Below are 18276 nucleotides of genomic sequence, written 5' to 3' on the forward strand. Positions count from 1 at the left end.
GTGGGTTCGCCGGACACCGCCCGTGGAACGCACCGCGGGTGCCGGTGTGTTCCGGCCCCCTCGTTCGGGTTCAGGCCGGGGCGTGCCCCCAGCGGCCGACCACGGCTGCGGCGCCGCCGCCCCGGCGTACCGGCTCGGCCGCGGCGACCAGCCGGCCGTCCGGCAGGAACTCGATCCCGGTGGCCGCGCCGATCTCCGCGGTCGGCGAGAACGTGTGACCCGGTGGGAGGCCGGCGGCGTACCCGGTGATGAAGGCCGGCTCCGCCTGGGTGCTGGTGCCGTTGCGCTGCGACGCCCGCGGCGCGGCGAGGGCCTGCGGCAGGGTCATCCCCAGGTCGATCCGGTTGATCAGGGTCTGCAGGACGGTGGTGATGATCGTCGCGCCGCCGGGCGAGCCGAGCGCCAGGTACGGCCGGCCGTCGGCCAGCACGATCGTGGGCGACATGGAACTGCGGGGGCGCTTGCCCGGCCCGGGGAGGTTCGGGTCGGGCGCGCTGCCCTGGGTGGGCGCGAAGTTGAAGTCGGTCAGTTCGTTGTTGAGCAGGAAGCCCCGGCCGGGCACGACCATGCCGTTGCCGCCGGTCGCCTCGATGGTGAGCGTGTACTCGACGACGTTGCCCCACCGGTCGGCCACGGTGAGGTTGGTGGTGCCGGTGCGGTCGTCGCGGACGTCGGCGGCCGGAGCGGCCGCGCAGCCGCCGTAGGCGCCGTCGGGGACGCCGGGCGCGATCGGCTTCGGCAGCGCCGCGGACGGGTCGATGAGGCAGGCCCGTTCGGCGGCGTACGCGTCGGTGAGCAGTTCGCGCAGCAGGCTAGGCGGGGTGTGGTCGCCGACGTACCGGTTGCGGTCGGCGAACGCGAGGGCGCTGGCCTCCAGGTAGCGGTGGATCGCCTGGGTCGCGGTCATCGATCGCAGGTCGAACCGTTCGAGGATGTTGAGGGCCTCCCCCACGGCGGTGCCGCCGCTGGACGGGGTGGCCATGCCGTACACCTGCAGGCCGCGGTAGTCCGATCGGGTCGGCTCGGGGCTGCGGGTGCGGTAGGCGGCGAGGTCGGCGGCGGTCATGCCGGCCGGCCGGATGGGGTACGGCCAGGAGGCGACCGGCTGCGCCGCCAGCGGCGGGTGCTGCACGGTGGCGGCCACGTCCTGGCCGACCTCGCCGCGGTAGAAGACGTCGGTGCCGCGCTTGGCGATCAGCCGGTACGTCTGCGCGAGGTCCGGGTTGCGGAAGGTGCTGCCGACCGCCGGCGGATTCCCGCCGGGCAGGTACAGGGCGCTGGTCGAGCCGAACTGGCCGAACGCGGCCCGGTTCCCGGCGATCTGGTCGGCGAAGGTCGCGTCGACGGGGAAGCCGTTGTCGGCGACCCGCGCGGCGGGAGTGAGCAGTTGCGCCAGCGAGCGGCTGCCCCACCGGTCCAGCGCGTCCTGCCAGGTCGCGAGGGTGCCGGGTACGCCGACGGACAGGCCGCTGATCCGCGCCTCGTCGAACCGGTAGGGCTGGCCGGTGGCCGGGTCGATGAAGGTGTTCTCGTTCATCGATGCTGGTCCGGCCTCGCGGCCGTCGATGGTGTGCACCCGCCGGCTCTTGGCGTCGTAGTAGACGAGGAAGCCGCCGCCGCCGATGCCGGCGGAGAAGGGCTCGGTGACGCCGAGCGTCGCGGCGGCGGCGACCGCCGCGTCGACCGCGTTGCCGCCGTGGCGCAGCACGTCCAGGCCGACGGCGGTGGCGGTGGCGTCGACGGTGGAGACGGCGCCGCCGTAGCCGACGGCGACCGGTTCCTTGGGTGGGTCGGCCGGCTTCGCCTGTGCGGGGAACGCGGTCCCGGCCACGAGCGTGGCCAGGGCGATGGTCGCGGTGACGAGGGCGCGAGGTCTCATCGGGCCTCCTCGAATCGACATGGCTGAACCTTGTGCCTACCCTGCCGGCCGGCAGCGGGCAACCCCGGCGAGCTGGCCGGGGAGCCCCCGCCGCCCCGGCGGCGCGGGCCCGCCGGGGCGCGGCGAGGGTTCAGTCCTGCTTGTCGAGGAAGGCGAGCGCGGCTGCGGCGAACAGCGGCGAGTCGGCGATGTCGTAGTGGGTCAGTCCGGGCAGGATGGCCAGCGCGTGCCCGCCCTTGGGCCGGTTCTCGCCCATCCAGCCGCCGTCGCGCAGCCCGCCGTCGAGCAGTTTGAACACCTCGACGTAGTGGCTCGGCGGGGCCATGTCGGCGTCGGCGGCCATGATCAGCGTCGGTACCTGCAGGCCGCGGACCTCCTCGGTGAAGTCGAAGTCCTTCGCCATCGCCGCGCCGATCTTGTCCAGCAGCCGCGGGAAGTCCTCCGGGCGCGGGGCGACCCGCTGGTAGAGCTCGTACATCGGGGTGTCCTTCATGAACTCGGCGGCGGCCGCGCCGACCTGACCCTGCTGTTGGAGCATCTCCGGGTAGACGGCGTCGCGGCGGATGTGCGCCGACGCCGAGACCAGCCGGCCCACCAGGTGCGGGTGCCGGATCGCCAGCTGGAGCCCGACCCCGCCGCCGAGGGAGAAGCCGACGACGTCCGGCTTGCGCAGCTCGAGGTGCTCGATGAGGGCGGCGATGTCGTCGGCCATCAGGGGGATGTCCAGCGGACGGTCGATGTCGGCGGTGCGGCCGTGGCCCTGCAGGTCGACCAGGATGACCTGGTGGTGGTCGGCCAGGGTGGGCAGGATCGGCCCGAACATCTCCCCGGAAGCGAGACCTCCGTGCAGCAGGATCAGCGGGTGCCCCTCCCCGTGGGTCTCGTAGTAGAGGTTGATGCCGTTGACCTCGGCGTACTGCCCGGCGCCGGTCTGCTGCTGCGTCGCGGTCATGATGTGCTCCTCGTGTCGTCGGGTTGACCTGACGCCCGTTTCGACCAGCCGACCCCGGCAGATTCATCGGTGCCGGGGCGGCGACTTTCGCGGGGCTCACCGGGCGGCGGAAGCTGGGCTACCGTGGTTCGGGTGAGTGAGGTGGCGACCAGCGCGTCCGTTGAGTCCCAGCTGGAGGAGTACCGGTCGGAGCTGACCGGCTACTGCTACCGGATGCTGGGGTCCGTCTTCGAGGCCGAAGACGCCGTCCAGGAGACCCTCGTGCGGGCCTGGCGCGGCTTCGACCGGTTCGAGGGGCGGGCCGCGCTGCGGTCCTGGCTCTACCGGATCGCCACCAACGTGTGCCTGACCATGCTGGGCAGCGCCCAACGGCGGATCCTGCCGATGGATCTCGGCCCGGCCGGCTCCGGGCACGCCACCCACCCGGGCGAGCCGCACCCCGACGAGATCTGGGTCGGCCCGGCGCCGGACAGCCGGATCCTGCCGGAGAACAGCGACCCGGCCGACGTGGTCACCGCCCGCGAATCGGTGCGGCTGGCGTTCATCTCCGCGCTGCAGCACCTGCCGGCGCGGCAGCGGGCCGTGCTTATCCTGCGCGAGGTGCTGGCCTGGTCTGCGCAGGAGGTCGCCGAACTGCTCGACACCTCGGTCGCCAGCGTCAACAGCGCCCTGCAGCGGGCCCGGGCCACCCTCGCGGCCGCCGACACCACGGCCGACGTGTACAAGCCGATGGACGACGAGCAGAAGGCGCTGCTCGCCCGCTACGTGCGGGCGTTCGAGGCGTACGACCTGGCGGCGCTGACCACGCTGCTGCACGAGGACGTGACCCTGTCGATGCCGCCGGTGCCGCTGTGGCTGCGCGGCCCCGACGACATCCGGGCCTGGATGACCGGCACCGGCATCGGGTGCCGCGGGTCCCGCCTGGTGCCGGTGGTGGCCAACGGCATGCCCGCGTTCGGGCAGTACCGGCCCAGCAACACCGGCGCAGGACACGACCCGTGGGCGCTGATCGTGCTGGGGCTGTCAGCCGGACGGATCGCCACGATCACCAGCTTCCTGGACACCGCCCGCCTCTTCCCGATGTTCGGGCTGCCCGCCCGCCTCGCCTAACGCGTCGGCCAGGCCGAGCAGGCCCACCAGCTGCAGCAGGCCGGGGCCGGCTCCCCGGACGATCAGTTGCCAGCCGTGCCGCCGGGCGGTCAACCGCAGCCGGGCCAGCGCCTCCACCGTCACCACGTCCGGGGACGCCACGGCCGCCACGTCGCAGTCGACGATCCCCGGGACGCGGCCGCGCAGCAGGTCGGCGAGGTCGGCGCAGAGGACGGGGATGTCCGCGCGGGCCACCGCCGCGCCGACCGCGAAGGAGATCCCGGGAGCCGCCACCTGGGTAGGACCAGCGGGCCGCCCGGAACTCATCGCACCTGAGCCGATGAGTCCGCTCCCGCCCCCTGGTCTGACCGGCATGACCATTCGACAGACACTGCGTACCAGCGGCCCGATCTTCCTGCCCGGCGACGACGGCTACGACGACCACCGCAGGCCCCTCAACCCGGCGCTCGATCCGCGCCCCGCCGTCGTGGTCCGGGCCGCCGACGCGACCGACGTACGCCAGGCGGTGCTGGCCGCGCGCCACCACGACCTGCCCTTCGCCGTTCAGGCCACCGGCCACGGAACCCACGTGGCGCACGACGGCGCGCTGCTGCTGCACACCGGCGCGATGGCCTCGGTCCTGGTCGACCCGGACCGCCGGGTCGCCCGCGTCGGTCCCGGCGCCCGCTGGGGCGACGTGCTGAGGGCGTCCGCGCCGTTCGGGCTCGCCGGGCTGTCCGGCTCCTCCCCCGACGTGGGCGTGACCGGCTACACGCTGGGCGGCGGGCTGGGCTGGCTGGCCCGCCGGCACGGTTTGGCCGCGGACAGCGTGCTGCGCGCGCAGGTCGTCACCGCCGACGGCCGGCTGGTGACGGCCGACGCCGACCACAACCCGGACCTGTTCTGGGCGCTGCGCGGCGGCGGAGGCTCCTACGGGGTGGTCACCGCGCTGGAGTTCCGCCTCTACCCGGTCTCCCGGGTGTACGCCGGCGCGGTCACCTTCGGCCGCGAGCGGGCCGCCGAGACCCTCGCCTACTACCGGCGGTGGATCGACCGGGTGCCCGACACCCTGAGCACGGCGCTGCTGCTCACCTCCGACGCGCTGGTGGTCAAGGCCATGTACACCGGTGATCCCGACGACGGGCGCGCGCTGCTGGAGCCGCTGTGGCAGCTGGCCGGACCCGTCGTCGCCGACGGGATGCGGGTCGTCGACTACGCCGATGCCGCCATGGGCGGTACCTTCGCCCACACCTTCGACCAGGTCCGCACGCTCGACGACGACCTCGTCGCCGCACTGGTCGACGAGCCGGACGCCACGGTCGAGATCCGCCACTGGGGCGGCCACATCGCCCGCGGCACCGGTGCCGCCGCGCACCGGGACGCGCCGCTGTCGGTCATCCTCGACGCGCAACCGTCGTCGCGTACCACGGCGGCGCTCGACCGGTGCGGCCTCGGCAGCGCCTTCCTCAACTTCTTGCGCGACCCGTCCCGGACCGCCTCGGCGTTCACGGCGGCGAGCTGGGCGGCGCTGCGCCGGATCAGGGCGGCCTACGACCCGGAGAACCTATTCGGCGCCGGCCTTGCCGTGCCGCCGGCCGCGGTGACGGCGTCCGCCTAGGGCTCGTCCCGCCATCTCAAGCAGGACTTTCAACCAAACGGTTGACGAGCCGCCCGGCCGGGGCTTACGCTACTTTCAACCATCGAGTTGAAACTGGGGTGAGAGATGACCACGGACGGGCTGTCCCGAGTCTTCGCCGCCCTCGCGGACCCGACCCGGCGGGACATGGTCGCCCGACTCTCCGAGGGCGACGCGACCGTGAGCCAGCTGGCCGAGCCGTACGGGATCACGCTGCAGGCCATCTACAAGCACCTGCGGGTTCTCGAGGACGCTGGGCTGGTCAGCCGGCCGCGCGGACCGCAGCCCCGGCCGGTACGCCTGGAGCTTGCCGCCCTGAACCTGATGGACACCTGGATCGAGCGCCACCGGGACCGCGTCGAGCAGCGCTACCGCCGCCTCGACGCCGTCCTGGCCGAGATGAAGGGAGACGACCATGGACAAGACCACCCAGACACAGATCGAAGCGGACCCGAAGCTGCCGGTCATCCGGATGACTCGTGACTTCGCGGCGACACCCGAGCAGCTGTTCCGCGCCCACACCGATCCCGAGCTGTTCGCCAGGTGGGTCGGCCCCGACTCCATGAACACCCGCATCGAGCGGTGGGACGCCTCGACCGGCGGCAGCTGGCGGTACGTCTCGGTGCACGACGGCGCGGAGTACGGCTTCCACGGCTGCTTCCACGACGTGCGGCCGGACCGGATCGTGCAGACCTTCGCCTTCGACGGCGATCCCGACGCGGTGGCCCTGGAGACCCTGTGGTTCGAGGACCTGGGCGACGGTCGTACGCGACTGCGGACCCAGTCACTGGTCGACAGCCTCGAAAGCCGCGACGCCTGGCTGCGTAGCGGCATGGAGGTCGGCGTCGACGAGGGGTACGCGAAGCTGGACAGGATGCTCGCCGATGGCGCTGTCTGACCGCCCCGCCGAACGGCACCGGCAGGTCGCCGGGCGGTTCACCGACCGGGTCCGCGCCACCGCGACGTGGGACGCGCCAGCCCCGGTGGCCGGCTGGACCGCCCGGGACGTCGTACGGCACCTGACCGAGTGGCTCCCCGGATTTCTCGCTGCCGGCGCCGGCATCGCCCTACCGCAGGGCCCGTCGGTGGACGAGGACCCGGTCGCCGCGTGGCAGGTGCACTGCGACGGCGTGCAGGCGGTGCTGGACGATCCGGAGACGGCACAGCGGGAATTCACCAACGAGCACACCGGCAGCCTGCCGCTGGCGGCCGCGATCGACCAGTTCTACACCAGCGACGTGTTCATGCACACCTGGGATCTGGCCCGGGCCACCGGCCAGGACGACCGGCTGGACGCCGCCTTCTGCGCGCAACTCCTCGGCGGGATGCAGCAGATGGAGGAGGTCATCCGCTCCTCCGGCCAGTTCGGCAGCCGCGTCGACGTGCCCGACGGGGCGGACGCCCAGACCAGACTGCTGGGTTTCATCGGCCGGGATCCGTTCTGGTCGCACCGGTGATCCGCCCACCGGTCGTTCCAGCCTCATGGTGTTGCATGAGCTGTTCGAGGTGCACCCGGACAGCGGGCCACTCGGTTTCGATGATGCTGAAGTACACCGAGTCGCGCCATGAGCCGTCCGGCATCAGCATGTGACGCCGCAGCACGCCTTCGCGGACCGCGCCCAGGCGTTCCAGCGCTCGCTGGGAGGTGGTGTTCAGGTGGTGGGTGCGGAACTGGACGCGGGCCGCGCCCAACCGTTCGAATGCGTGGCGCAGGAGCAGGAACTTGCATTCGGTGTTGACACCGGTGCGCTGCACGCGGGGGGCCAGCCAGGTCCAGCCGATCTCCAGCCCGTGGTCCGCCGGCGTGAAGTTGTGGTAGCGGGTTTCGCCGACAGCGCGCCCGGATCCACGCTCGACGACGGCGAAGGGCTGGCATCGGCCCGCGTGCTGCTCCGCCAGAGTATCCGCGATGAGCTGGGCCATCTGGGCGACCGAGCCTGGAGCTGCCACCGGCTTGTACCTCCACACCTCCGGATCGCGGCTGGAGTGGTACAGGTCTGAGGCGTGTGCGCCGGCCAGCGGTTCCAGGCGCACCAGCTTCCCGTGCAGTTCGACGGGTTCGACCTTCATCGGGTCTCCTCTCGCCGTGCGTGCCCGGGATCGTATCCGGCGGCGAGGCAGCGACGGCGTTGGCAACGATGTCACCAGACGTAGGGAATGAGGCGCGCACGGCCCGCGGCAAAGTCTCGGTAGCGGTCGCCAAGCTCGGCGATCAGGGCGCGTTCCTCGATCCGAAGTCGATAGCTGAGCGCGATCGAGATCACGACCACGGCGGCGGCAGCGCTGACCCAGTTCCCCACCATCAGGCCGAACCCGGCGAAGGCAAGCAGCAGGCCTGTGTAACTCGGGTGCCGCAGCACCCGGTACGGACCGCTGTCCACGACGGGCTGGTCTGCGCTGGTCCTCACCACGACGGTGAAGTACTTCCCCAGGGCCACGAAGGACCACCAACGCAGCACCAGGCCGAGCCACCCGACCACGGCGCCGAGCGCGAACAGCCACGGGCCGCCGATCGTGGCGCCGGGGGTGACAGCCGGCCCGGCCGGTAGCAGCAGGATCGCACCGAAGAACATCGCCCGGAACAGCACCTCCGCGCGCAGATTTGCCGGGGCCGCGCCGCGTCGTACGCGCAGCGCCTGCGAAATCTCGCCCACAGCGAAGGCGCCGACGCTCACGTCCAGGACGATGCGAGCCCAGGCCGAGTGTTCCCCAGACGGCGCGAGCACACGAGGATTGTCGCCTGCTCCCGCGGTGGCCGCCATGCGCCCGGCGACAGCGGCCGCACGCGAAGGGCCACATCACCCGGCGAGGCGCTTCTCGAACCAGTGGTCCGCGTAGCGTTCGCTGTTGTACGGGGCGATCTCCTCGTAGCCGGCCGCCCGGTACATGGCGATCGCCTCGGTGAGGTTGCGGTTGGTGTCCAGCCGGACGGCGGTCCAGCCCTGCTCGGCGGCGTGCCGTTCCAACTGCTCCAGCAGCCGCCGCCCGACGCCGAGGCCGCGGACGCTGTCGGCGACCCAGACCCGTTTGATCTCCGCGGGCGCGTCGCGGTGCAGCTTGATCGCCCCGCAGCCGACCGGTTCGCCGTTGAGGGTCGCGAGCAGGAACAGGCCGGCGGGCGCGACGAGTTCGTCGTCGCGGACGGGGTTGCTCAGCGCCGGGTCGAACCCGTCGTCGAACCGCTGGGCGATCTCCCGGGCGTAGGCGCGTACGCAGGCGCGGGCGCGGGGATCTACCGGCGGACAGGGTTCGATGGCCACCATCGAGCTGACCAGTAGCCGTTGCACCTCGGCCATCGCCGCGACGAGACGCTCGCGGCGGTGGTCGCTCAGTGGCGCGAGGATGGACCGGGCGAGGTCGTCGGAGCGCTTGTCCAGCTCGGTCCACTCCGCCCGGCCGGCCCCGGTGAGCGTGGCGACGCGTACCCGCCCGTCGCCGCCGGCCTGGTCGGCGGGGCTGACCGTGACGAGCCCGTCGGCCTCCAGGGTGCGCAGGAGGCGGCTGAGGTGCCCCGAGTCCAGGCCGAGTCGCGCCCGCAGCGCGGCGACCTCGGCGCCGTCGGGGCCGATCTCCCACAGCAGTCGGGCCTGGGCGAGCGGCCGGTCGCGGGACATGTACTGGTCGTCGAGCGCGCCGACCCGTTGGGTGACGGTGCGGTTGAACCGCCGGACGGTCGCGATGAACTCCGAAATCATATACCTGACTTTAGTCAGGCATTCCAGCGGCGCGCCAGCCGATGAGCGGAACTCAGTGCGCTGGCTGGACCTCTCTGCGGGGCGACTGGGTTGCTTCGGCGTCACGGAGCGCTTGGGTGGTGACCCGAGAGGCGAGCAGGAGCGCGGCGAGCACGAGGCCCACGGCTGCGGCGACGAAGGGTGCGCGGATCCCCAGGCCGCGTCCGAGCAGGCCGCCGGCGAGGGCGCCGAGGGGGACGACGCCCAGGACGACCAGGCGGTAGGCGGCGGTGACGCGGCCGAGGAGTTCGTCGGGGACCGCCGCTTGGCGCAGGGTGCTGACGACGATCTGGTTCAGCGAGGTGGCGATGGCGGCGCAGAACAGGCCGGCGAGGGCGAGGGTCGTGTGGTGACCCAGGCCGAGGATGGCGTAGCTGGCTGCCGGGGCGAGGGCGGCGAGCCAGGTGATGGGGCCGCCGCCGATGCGGGGCACGACGTGTTGGGCGAGCAGTGAGCCGGCGATCGCGCCGGCGGCGGGAACGGCGACGAACAGGCCGTAGCGCGACGCGGGCAGGTGGTACGGGCCGGTGATCAGCAGTACGAGCAGGCCGCCGGTGGCCGAGCCGAAGAAGTTGATGGCCGCGGAGATGAACGCGACGCGGCGCAGCAGGTCGTGGCGCCAGAAGTGGGCCCATCCGGAGCGGATGTCCTGGCCGATGCTGGTCGGGGTGGAGCGGCGGCGCTGCTGCTCCCCGCCGGTGGGGCGCAATGCGGGCAGCAGTAGGGCGGCCAGGCCGGCGAGGGCGAACGCGGCCGCGCCGGTGTAGAAGGCCGCTGACGCCGCCAGCGCGAACAGCGCCGCCCCGGCCGGCGGACCGATGAAGGTGTTGATGACCGACTGGGTCGCGAACAACCGGCCGTTGGCGCGCTCGAGCTGCTCGCGGGGCAGGAGACGGGGCGGGATGGTCAGCGCGGCGTTGTCGACCATGGTCTCGGCGCAACCGGCGAGGAACACCGCGGCGTACAGCAGTGCGACGTGGCGCCACCCGCTGGTCAGGGACACGGCGAGCAACGCGAACCCGACCGCGCGCAGCCAGTTGCCGGCGGTGAGGATCCGGCGCCGGTCCAGGCGGTCGGCCATCGCGCCGGCGGGGAGGGTGGCGATCAGCCAGGGCAGGAACTGCACCACTGTCATGCCGGCCACCACGAGCGGGTCACGGGTGAGCGTGGCGACGAGCAGCGGGGCGGCGGCCTGCAGCAGCCCGTCCGCGAGGTTCGAGGACGCTTGGGACGCCCACAGGACAGTGAACGACCCGCGTGGGGCGGCGGCAGGCATGATCGGTCTCCTCACGGCGTTCTCATGGGTGATCGGCCGGTTGGGTGTGAGCATGCCAGTGGAGGCGTCTCACATGCAACAATGCTTTTAGCCATGAGAGAGGAGCTGGTGGTGAGGTTCGGCCACATCGCGGGCGACCGCATGCTCGACCTGGTGAACACCGTCGACTGGCGCCTCGGCGGGTGCGAACGCACCGAGAAGCTGAACACCTTCTCCGACGTCGTCGACTGGTGCGCCGAGTCGGACCTGGTCAGCGAAGACGAAGCGGCGGCCCTACGCGACCTCGCCGGTCGGGACGAGGCCCGGGCCGAGCGGGAACGGCAACAGGTCATCGACGCGCGCGAGCGGGCCTACGCGGCTCTGTTCGAGGATGACGCGACGGCCGCCGCGGACCTCGCGGGCATGTACCGGGCGGCGATCGCCGCGGCCGACCTGGTCCGCGCGGGCGACCGCTGGCAGTGGCGGGACCGGGAAACCGACCTCCGGCTGCCCCGCCACCGCATCGTCCGCGGGCTCGTGGCGCTCACCCAGCGCGACGACCTCGACCGTCTTCACCAGTGCGCAGACACCAAGTGCGGCTGGGTTTACCTCGACACCTCACCGCGGCGGAACCGCCGCTGGTGCAACACCAGGGACTGCGGCGACCGCAACCGCGCCCGCGCCTACTACGCCCGACAGAAGGCGAAGAGCCACCAGCCCTGACCCACCGCATGCCCGCCCAGCGGCGGTCCGTCACCCCGCACTTCAATCAGGGCTTCGCTGCGTGCCGCTACGGTTGCCCGGTGACGACTCAGGTGATCGTGCTCAACGGGGGTTCCAGTTCCGGCAAGTCGGGCATCGTCCGGTGCCTGCAGGCCGTCCTGCCGGATCCGTGGCTGGCCCTCGGCACCGACACCCTCGTCGACGCGATGCCGGCCTCCATGCAGGCGTCCGACGGCGGGATCGAGTTCGCGCCGGGCGGGCAGGTGAGCGTCGGGCCCCAGTTCCGGACGCTGGAGGCGGCCTGGATCGAGGGGGTCGCCGCGATGGCCCGGGCCGGTGCCCGGGTCATCGTCGACGAGGTCTTCCTCGGTGCCGCGGACTCGCAGCGGCGATGGCAGAAGGCGCTGAACGGCCTGCGGGTGCTGTGGGTGGGCGTCCGGTGTGATCCCGCGGTCACCGCGGGCCGTGAGGTCGCCCGCGGCGACCGGACCGTCGGGATGGCCGCGTCCCAGGCGGAGCTGGTCCACCAGGGCGTGGCCTACGACCTGGAGGTGGACACCACGCACGTCGAGTCGATGGAGTGCGCGCGGGCCATCGCGGCACATGTCAGGTGATCGACGGCCCGCCTACCGGGCGAGGACGTCGACGGCGAGTTCCCGCACCACCGACTCGTCCACGTCGACGCCGAGCCCCGGCCCGGTGGGCACCTGCGCGACGCCGTCGGTGACCTCGACGGTCGCCCCGGTGGCGTAGGAGGAGGTGAGGAACTGCCGGCCGTTGAGGTCGACCGGGGTGTCGATCCCGTACGCGGCGAACAGGTGCAGCGACGCGGCCAGCCCCAGGTCGGAGTCGGTGAGACCGGAGCCCATCAGCCGTACCCCGGCGTCCTCGGCGAACGCGCAGAGCCGCCGCGACAGCGTCAGCCCGCCGCTGCGCTGGACCTTGGCGATCGCCACGTCCACGGCGCCCAGCTTCACGAAGGTGGCCAGGTCGCTGGGATGCCGCAGGCTCTCGTCGAGGGCGACCGGGATCGGGCAGGTCTCCCGCAGCCGACGCTGCCCGGCGACGTCGTTGGCCGGTAGCGGCTGCTCGAACGCGGTGACGTCGAGGTCGGCGAGCCGGTGGGCCATCCGCAGCGCGCCGTCGACGGTGTAGCCCTGGTTGGCGTCCACCCACAGGCCGGCGTCGGGAGCGGCCTCGCGGACGGCCCGCACCACGGCGGCGTCCTCGGCCTCGCTGTGCAGGCCGACCTTCACCTTGAACGCCCGGTAGCCCAGTTCACTGCCCTCGGCGACCGCGTCGGCGACCTCGGTGGCCGTCTGCCCGGAGACGATCCAGCCCAACTGGATGCCGTCCCGACGCCGCTGCCCCCACAGCACGCCGACGGAGACGCCGAGCGCCCGGCCGAGCAGGTCGTGCAGGGCCACGTCGACGGCGCTCTTGGCCAGCGGTGAGCCGATGGTGAAGCCGCGGTTGATGGCCCGGTCGAAGGCGGTGGTGACGCCGTCGAGGTCCCAGGCCGGGCGGCCGAGGATGGCCGGGGCCAGGTACCGGTCGATGGTGGTGACGATGGACTCGGCGGTCTCGTAGGTCCAGGCCGGGATGGGGGTGGCCTCGCCCCAGCCGGTGATCCCGTCGGCGGTCACCTTCACCAGGATGCGGATGCTGGGGGTGCCGGCGACGGCGACCGATCCGCCGGAGACCCCGAACGAGCGGACGGTGGGCAGCGCGACGGCGTACGTGTCGACGGCGTCGATGGTCAGCCCGGACAGGGCGGCGGCCGGGGTCACGAGCCCACCTTCGCGGTGCTGGCCCGGACGACCACCTCGCCGCCGAGCCGGACGATGCGCCGGCGCCGGCCGGTGTTCTCGGTCAGGGCCATCTGCATCGCCTGCTCGCCGAGTTGCTGCAGCGGCAGGGCGACGGTGGTCAGCGGTGGGGTGAGATCCCGGACGATGGGGATGTCGTCGAAGCCGGCGACGGAGACGTCGTCGGGCACGGAGAGCCCGTGGTCGCGCAGGGCGGCGCAGGCGCCGATGGCCATCACGTCGGTCAGCGCGAACACGCAGGTGGCGGTGAGCCCTCGTGCGATGAGGTCGCTCATGGCCCGGTAGCCGCCGTCGCGGGTGAAGGGGGCCTCGACGATGTCGGTGGTCGGCAGGGGGATGCCGGCCTTCTTCAGTTCGTCGCGGAAGCCGCCGAGCCGGTCGGCGACGGTGGTCAGCGCGGGCGGGCCGGCGAGCACGGCGAAGCGGCGGTGGCCGAGGTCGAGCAGGGCGCGGGCCATGGCGGCGGCGCCGGCCCGGTTCTCCGGGAGCACGCTGTCGACCTTGAGGCTGCGGTGCCGGCTGACCACGGCGACCCGTCCGCCGCCTTCCAGGTAGGGCTTGAGCTCGGCCTCCATGGCCTTCTCCCAGCGGGGGTCCTCGAAGCCGGAACCGGTGAGCAGGATGGCGGGGGCCCGTTCGGCGCGCAGCATCGACACGTAGGCGATCTCCCGCTCGGGGTCGCGGAAGGTGCTGGCGAGCATCACGAGCAGGTCGTTGTCTCCGGCGACCCGCATGACACCGCCCGCGACCGCGGCGAAGTAGGGGTCGCTGACGTCGTGGCAGATGACGCCGACGGTGCGGTGGGAGGCGCCGGCGAGGGCGCGGGCGTGCGCGTTGGGGGTGTACGCGAGCTGCTCGGCGGCGGCCAGGACCCGGTCGCGCAGCTGCGGGGTGACCCGCATGCCGTTGAGCGCTCGGGAGGCCGTGGCCAGCGAGACCTCCGCGGCTCTGGCCACGTCTTCCAGCGTCACGTGGGTCCGTGGCTGCATGGACTTTCTCCCTGCGGAAGTTCTTGACCGGATTATTTCGGCGTGGTTACCGTAGCACCCTGAAAGCGCTTACTGAAAGCGCATTCAGGGCCGCTTCCCCACCCTCATCGGGGTCGTGCGGCCCTGCCGACGGCACGCGCCTACCCAGCGGCTGAGAACCCGGAATCCCCGGCCAGCCAAGGAGAACGGAGGGTCATGGCCGCGCAGAGCACCATCGAGCAGCGGGAGCCGAGCGCTCCCGCCCGCACCCCCGCGCCGGCCGCACGCCGCCGCTCCGGGGCCGGCGCCGGCCTGCTCCGGTTCGCCCGCAGCACCTGGCGGCCCGCCGCGGTCCTCGCCGCGATCGTCGTCGTCTGGTGGGCGATCACCGCGGCGAACCTGGTCAAGCCGTACCTGGTCCCCTCACCGGGCACGACGCTGGACGTCGTGGCCGCCCAGACCGGCTACTTCGCACACCACACCTGGATCACCACCTACGAGACCATCCTGGGCTTCGCGATCGCGATCGTGGTCGGCGTCGTCTCCGCCGTCGTCATGGTGTACTCCCCGACGGTCGAGAAGAGCCTCTACCCGCTGCTGCTGTTCGCCCAGGTCATCCCGAAGATCGCCATCGCGCCGCTGTTCATCGTGTGGCTCGGCTTCGGGCTCACCCCGAAGGTCGTCGTCGCGGTCCTGATGGCCTTCTTCCCCATCGTCATCTCCACGGTCACCGGCCTGAAGTCGATCGACCCGGAGATGCTGCAACTGTCGGCGACCATGGGCGCGGGCCCGGGGCAGACCTTCACCAAGATCCGCTTCCCGGCTGCCCTGCCGCACCTGTTCGCCGGCCTCAAGGTCGCCGCCACGATGGCCGTCACCGGCGCCGTGGTCGGCGAGTTCGTCGGTGCCAACGAGGGCCTCGGCTACGTGATCCTGCAGGCCAACGGCAACCTCGACACCCCGACGCTGTTCGCCGGGCTGCTCATCATGTCGCTGCTCGGCGTCGTCCTGTTCGTGGCCGTGGAACTGCTGGAGTACTTCGTCCTGCCATGGCACGCGAGTCGCCGTACCGACGCCGCTACGACGTCGCTCTGAATAGGAGAACCCGTCCCGTGAAGTTGCGTACCCTCGCCGCCGCCCTCGTGCCGGCGCTCATACTGACCGTCACCGCCGGCTGCGGCTCGTCGTCCGACGGCGAGCAGGCCAAGAACGCGCAGGGCCTGGACAAGGTCACCCTCACCCTCAACTGGTACCCCTACGGCGAGCACGCCCCGTTCTACTACGGCAAGAAGAAGGACATCTTCGCCAAGCACGGCATCGACCTGACCATCCAGGCCGGGCAGGGCTCGCAGAAGACGATCCAGGCCACCGCCGCCGGGCAGACCGACTTCGGCTGGGCCGACACCCCGGCCCTGCTCTCGGCCGTCGGGCAGGGCATGGACGTCAAGAGCGTCGGCGTCTTCCTGCAGACCACCCCGTCGTCGGTGCAGTTCTTCAGCGACAAGAACATCAACTCCCCCGCCGACCTCAAGGGCAAGACCATCGCCTCCACCGCCGGTGACGCGCTGAGCAAGACCTTCCCGGCGTTCCTGAAGGCCAACGGCCTCGCCCCGACCGACGTGACCCTGCAGAACACCGACCCGGCCGGCAAGATGGCCGCGGTCATGTCGGGCAAGACCGACGCGCTGCTCGGCTTCGCCACCGACCAGGGCCCGACCATGCAGGAGAAGTCCGGCAAGCAGGTCTCCTACCTGAAGTTCGCCGAGCACGGCCTGACCTTCTACAGCAACGGCCTGATCGCCTCGTCCGACACCATCAAGAACAAGCAGGACCTGGTGAAGCGGATGGTCGCCGCCAGCAGCGAGGCCTGGTCCGCCGCCGAGAAGGACGCCGCCGGCGCCGTCACGGCCATGCAGGGCGCCTCCCAGCAGCTGCCCTCGGAGAAGGTGCTGACCGACCAGTTCAACGCCACGCTGCAACTGCTGCACACCGACGCCACCAAGGGCCAGGCCCCCGGCGTCAACGACGAGGCCGACTGGCAGAAGACCATCACCGTCTTCGCCGACGCGGGTGTGATCACCAAGGCGGAGTCACCGTCGAAGTACTGGGACGCGAGCTTCTCCCCGAAGGGATGACCCGATGACGGCCGGCAACACCACCACGCAGCGACCCGACGACGCCACCACCACCGGCGCCGCCGTCGAGATCGACCAGGTCGCGGTCCGCTTCCGTACCAAGAAGAAGGACGTCACCGCGCTGCGCGACGTCTCGCTGCGGATCGAACCGGGCGAGTTCGTCTCGATCGTCGGTGCCTCCGGCTGCGGCAAGTCGACGCTGCTGAAGCTGGTGTCCGGCCTGCTGCGGCCCTCGTCCGGCCAGGTCCGCCTGCACGGCGAGGACGTGCGGGGGCCGCGGCGCGACATCGGGTACGTCTTCCAGCGCGCCGCGCTGCTGGAATGGCGCACCGCCCGGCGCAACATCCTGCTCCAGGCCGAGATGCGGCGGCTGCCGAAGGCGCAGGTGCGCCAGCGCGTCGACGAGCTGATCGAGATGACCGGGCTGACCGGCTTCGAGGACGCGTACCCCAACGAGCTCTCCGGCGGGATGCAGCAGCGCGTGGCCCTGTGCCGCGCGTTGCTGCACCGCCCCCCGGTCCTGCTCATGGACGAGCCGTTCGGGGCCCTGGACGCGCTGACCCGGGAGCAGATGAACGTCGAGCTGCGGCGGATCTGGCGGGAGACCGGCACCACCGTCCTGCTCGTCACCCACTCCATCGCCGAGGCGGTCTACCTGGCCAACCGGGTGATCGTCATGACCCCTCGACCCGGCACCGTCGCCGAGGTCATCGACGTCGACCTCCCGGTCGAACGTGACTACGGCCAGACCATGTCGGAGCCGGAGTTCGCGCGCGCCACGGGACGCATCCGGGACCTGCTGGGTGCGACGACGACCGCCGAGTAACACCGGAACTGGGAAGGGAAACACTGTGGAGCGCACGTCTATCGGGATCATCCTCAACGGGGTGACCGGGCGGATGGGGTACCGCCAGCACCTCGTCCGGTCCCTGCTGGCCATCCGCGAGCAGGGCGGGCTGCCGGCCCGCGACGGCAGCGTCATCTGGCCGGAGCTGACCCTGGTGGGCCGCAACGAGGCCAAGCTCGCCGAGATCGCCGCCCGGCACGGCCTGACGTCGTACACCACCGACCTGGACGCCGCGCTCGCCGACGACTCCCACCAGATCTACTTCGACGCGCAGGTCACCGCGCAGCGGGAGAAGGCGATCCGCGCGGCGATCGAGGCCGGCAAGCACGTCTACACCGAGAAGCCGCTCGCCGAAGGGCTGACCGGGTCGCTGGAACTGGCCCGGCTCGCCGCGGCCAAGGGCATCAAGAACGGTGTGGTGCAGGACAAGCTGTTCCTGCCCGGGCTGCGCAAACTCAAGCGGCTGGTCGACGGGGGGTTCTTCGGCCGGATCCTGTCCGTGCGCGGCGAGTTCGGCTACTGGGTGTTCGAGGGTGACTGGCAGGACGCCCAGCGGCCGAGCTGGAACTACCGCGCCGAGGACGGCGGCGGCATCACCGTGGACATGTTCCCGCACTGGCACTACGTGCTGGAGCAGATCTTCGCCCCGGTCACCGCGGTGACCGCGCACATCGCCACCCACATCCCCGAGCGCGTCGACGAGACCGGGCAGACCTACCCGGCCACCGCCGACGACGCCGCGTACGGCATCTTCGAACTCGCCGGCGGCATCATCGCCCAGATCAACTCCTCCTGGGCGGTGCGGGTGTACCGGGACGAGCTGGTCGAGTTCCAGGTCGACGGCACCCATGGCAGCGCCGTGGCCGGCCTGCGGGAATGCCGCATCCAGCACCGCGGCGCCACCCCGATGCCGGTGTGGAACCCGGACCTGCCGGTCACCGAGCCCTTCCGCGCCCAGTGGCAGACCGTGCCCGACAACGAGGACTTCGACAACGGGTTCAAGGTGCAGTGGGAGGCGTTCCTGCGGCACGTGGTCGACGACGAGCCGTTCCCGTGGGACTTCATGGCCGGCGTGCGCGGCGTACAGCTCGCCGAGGCCGGCCTGCAGTCCGCGCGGGAGGGACGCCGGGTGCAGATCGAGGAGATCACCCGGTGACCGCCCGGATCACCCTGCCCACCCCCGGCGGCGGCAGCGAGACCCTGACCCTGCGCGAACCGGCCGGCTGGCA

At 72.0% G+C, this 18276-nt stretch carries 20 protein-coding genes; 11 read left to right on the plus strand and 9 right to left on the minus strand.

Annotated features, from left to right (window positions below; translation table 11 throughout):
• Nucleotides 1-70: 70 nt before the first annotated feature.
• Together ggt and ACWEVO_RS09125 are read right to left on the minus strand one after the other, a co-directional pair.
• Nucleotides 71-1879 carry a gamma-glutamyltransferase gene (gene ggt, locus ACWEVO_RS09120; protein ID WP_452307038.1) on the minus strand — a complete coding sequence of 603 codons (1809 nt, stop codon included), beginning with the start codon at nucleotides 1877-1879 and terminating at the stop codon, nucleotides 71-73.
• Between the two features lie 130 nt (nucleotides 1880-2009).
• Entirely contained in the window at nucleotides 2010-2831 is an 822-nt protein-coding gene (locus ACWEVO_RS09125) for an alpha/beta fold hydrolase (RefSeq protein ID WP_452307039.1), read from the minus strand.
• Nucleotides 2832-2963: 132 nt separating this feature from the next.
• Between ACWEVO_RS09125 and ACWEVO_RS09130 the strand changes: the two genes are divergently transcribed.
• Nucleotides 2964-3941 carry a sigma-70 family RNA polymerase sigma factor gene (locus tag ACWEVO_RS09130; protein ID WP_452307040.1) on the plus strand — a complete coding sequence of 326 codons (978 nt, stop codon included), beginning with the start codon at nucleotides 2964-2966 and terminating at the stop codon, nucleotides 3939-3941.
• On the opposite strand, the gene ACWEVO_RS09135 is transcribed toward ACWEVO_RS09130, so the two are convergent.
• Nucleotides 3855-4214: an STAS domain-containing protein gene (locus ACWEVO_RS09135; protein ID WP_452307041.1), complete on the minus strand. Its 360-nt coding sequence runs from the start codon at nucleotides 4212-4214 to the stop codon at nucleotides 3855-3857. The two genes, ACWEVO_RS09130 and ACWEVO_RS09135, sit on opposite strands and share 87 nt — an antisense overlap.
• Before the next feature lie 79 nt (nucleotides 4215-4293).
• Here ACWEVO_RS09135 and ACWEVO_RS09140 point away from each other — a divergent pair, with 79 nt between their 5' ends.
• The 4 genes from ACWEVO_RS09140 to ACWEVO_RS09155 all read left to right on the plus strand — a co-directional run bounded on the left by ACWEVO_RS09140 (nucleotide 4294) and on the right by ACWEVO_RS09155 (nucleotide 7013).
• Entirely contained in the window at nucleotides 4294-5538 is a 1245-nt protein-coding gene (locus ACWEVO_RS09140) for an FAD-binding oxidoreductase (protein ID WP_452307042.1), read from the plus strand.
• A gap of 105 nt (nucleotides 5539-5643) precedes the next feature.
• Complete coding sequence (locus ACWEVO_RS09145; protein ID WP_452307043.1) at nucleotides 5644-6039, plus strand: ArsR/SmtB family transcription factor; 396 nt, start codon at nucleotides 5644-5646, stop codon at nucleotides 6037-6039.
• The gene (locus tag ACWEVO_RS09150; protein WP_452307044.1) at nucleotides 5972-6454 is read left to right on the plus strand and encodes an SRPBCC family protein; all 483 of its coding nucleotides are present in this window, start codon (nucleotides 5972-5974) and stop codon (nucleotides 6452-6454) included. The genes ACWEVO_RS09145 and ACWEVO_RS09150 overlap by 68 nt, the downstream gene beginning before the upstream one ends.
• Nucleotides 6441-7013, plus strand: a complete 573-nt coding sequence (locus ACWEVO_RS09155) for a TIGR03086 family metal-binding protein (RefSeq protein WP_452307045.1) — start codon at nucleotides 6441-6443, stop codon at nucleotides 7011-7013. The genes ACWEVO_RS09150 and ACWEVO_RS09155 overlap by 14 nt, the downstream gene beginning before the upstream one ends.
• Here ACWEVO_RS09155 and ACWEVO_RS09160 read toward each other — a convergent pair.
• From ACWEVO_RS09160 to ACWEVO_RS09175, 4 genes are all read right to left on the minus strand, one after another.
• A complete protein-coding gene (locus ACWEVO_RS09160; RefSeq protein WP_452307046.1) occupies nucleotides 6979-7626 on the minus strand; it encodes a GNAT family N-acetyltransferase in 648 nt (215 codons plus the stop codon). The two genes, ACWEVO_RS09155 and ACWEVO_RS09160, sit on opposite strands and share 35 nt — an antisense overlap.
• A 71-nt stretch (nucleotides 7627-7697) precedes the next feature.
• The gene (locus tag ACWEVO_RS09165) at nucleotides 7698-8231 is read right to left on the minus strand and encodes a methyltransferase family protein (RefSeq protein ID WP_452307047.1); all 534 of its coding nucleotides are present in this window, start codon (nucleotides 8229-8231) and stop codon (nucleotides 7698-7700) included.
• Between the two features lie 123 nt (nucleotides 8232-8354).
• Nucleotides 8355-9251 (minus strand): bifunctional helix-turn-helix transcriptional regulator/GNAT family N-acetyltransferase, encoded by an 897-nt coding sequence (locus tag ACWEVO_RS09170; protein WP_452307048.1) that lies wholly within the window; start codon nucleotides 9249-9251, stop codon nucleotides 8355-8357.
• Nucleotides 9252-9303: 52 nt separating this feature from the next.
• Nucleotides 9304-10566 (minus strand): MFS transporter, encoded by a 1263-nt coding sequence (locus tag ACWEVO_RS09175; RefSeq protein WP_452307049.1) that lies wholly within the window; start codon nucleotides 10564-10566, stop codon nucleotides 9304-9306.
• 93 nt (nucleotides 10567-10659) lie between these two features.
• Here ACWEVO_RS09175 and ACWEVO_RS09180 point away from each other — a divergent pair, with 93 nt between their 5' ends.
• Both ACWEVO_RS09180 and cpt read left to right on the plus strand, forming a co-directional pair.
• On the plus strand, nucleotides 10660-11268 hold the full coding sequence (locus ACWEVO_RS09180) for a CGNR zinc finger domain-containing protein (RefSeq protein ID WP_452307050.1): 609 nt from the start codon (nucleotides 10660-10662) through the stop codon (nucleotides 11266-11268).
• A gap of 80 nt (nucleotides 11269-11348) precedes the next feature.
• The gene (cpt, locus tag ACWEVO_RS09185; RefSeq protein ID WP_452307051.1) at nucleotides 11349-11882 is read left to right on the plus strand and encodes a chloramphenicol phosphotransferase CPT; all 534 of its coding nucleotides are present in this window, start codon (nucleotides 11349-11351) and stop codon (nucleotides 11880-11882) included.
• A 12-nt stretch (nucleotides 11883-11894) separates the two neighbouring features.
• On the opposite strand, the gene ACWEVO_RS09190 is transcribed toward cpt, so the two are convergent.
• Nucleotides 11895-13058: a mandelate racemase/muconate lactonizing enzyme family protein gene (locus ACWEVO_RS09190; RefSeq protein ID WP_452307052.1), complete on the minus strand. Its 1164-nt coding sequence runs from the start codon at nucleotides 13056-13058 to the stop codon at nucleotides 11895-11897.
• Nucleotides 13055-14086: a LacI family DNA-binding transcriptional regulator gene (locus ACWEVO_RS09195; RefSeq protein ID WP_452307053.1), complete on the minus strand. Its 1032-nt coding sequence runs from the start codon at nucleotides 14084-14086 to the stop codon at nucleotides 13055-13057. Before ACWEVO_RS09195 ends, ACWEVO_RS09190 begins: the two co-directional genes overlap by 4 nt.
• Nucleotides 14087-14281: 195 nt before the next feature.
• Here ACWEVO_RS09195 and ACWEVO_RS09200 point away from each other — a divergent pair, with 195 nt between their 5' ends.
• The 4 genes from ACWEVO_RS09200 to ACWEVO_RS09215 are packed head-to-tail and all read left to right on the plus strand — an operon-like array spanning nucleotide 14282 to nucleotide 18203.
• Nucleotides 14282-15160: an ABC transporter permease gene (locus ACWEVO_RS09200; protein WP_452307054.1), complete on the plus strand. Its 879-nt coding sequence runs from the start codon at nucleotides 14282-14284 to the stop codon at nucleotides 15158-15160.
• A gap of 17 nt (nucleotides 15161-15177) precedes the next feature.
• On the plus strand, nucleotides 15178-16200 hold the full coding sequence (locus ACWEVO_RS09205; protein ID WP_452307055.1) for an ABC transporter substrate-binding protein: 1023 nt from the start codon (nucleotides 15178-15180) through the stop codon (nucleotides 16198-16200).
• A gap of 4 nt (nucleotides 16201-16204) precedes the next feature.
• Nucleotides 16205-17026 (plus strand): ABC transporter ATP-binding protein, encoded by an 822-nt coding sequence (locus tag ACWEVO_RS09210; RefSeq protein WP_452307056.1) that lies wholly within the window; start codon nucleotides 16205-16207, stop codon nucleotides 17024-17026.
• 25 nt (nucleotides 17027-17051) lie between these two features.
• On the plus strand, nucleotides 17052-18203 hold the full coding sequence (locus ACWEVO_RS09215; RefSeq protein WP_452307057.1) for a Gfo/Idh/MocA family protein: 1152 nt from the start codon (nucleotides 17052-17054) through the stop codon (nucleotides 18201-18203).
• Nucleotides 18204-18276: the final 73 nt, after the last annotated feature.

The organism is Micromonospora sp. NPDC003776 (assembly GCF_053605645.1).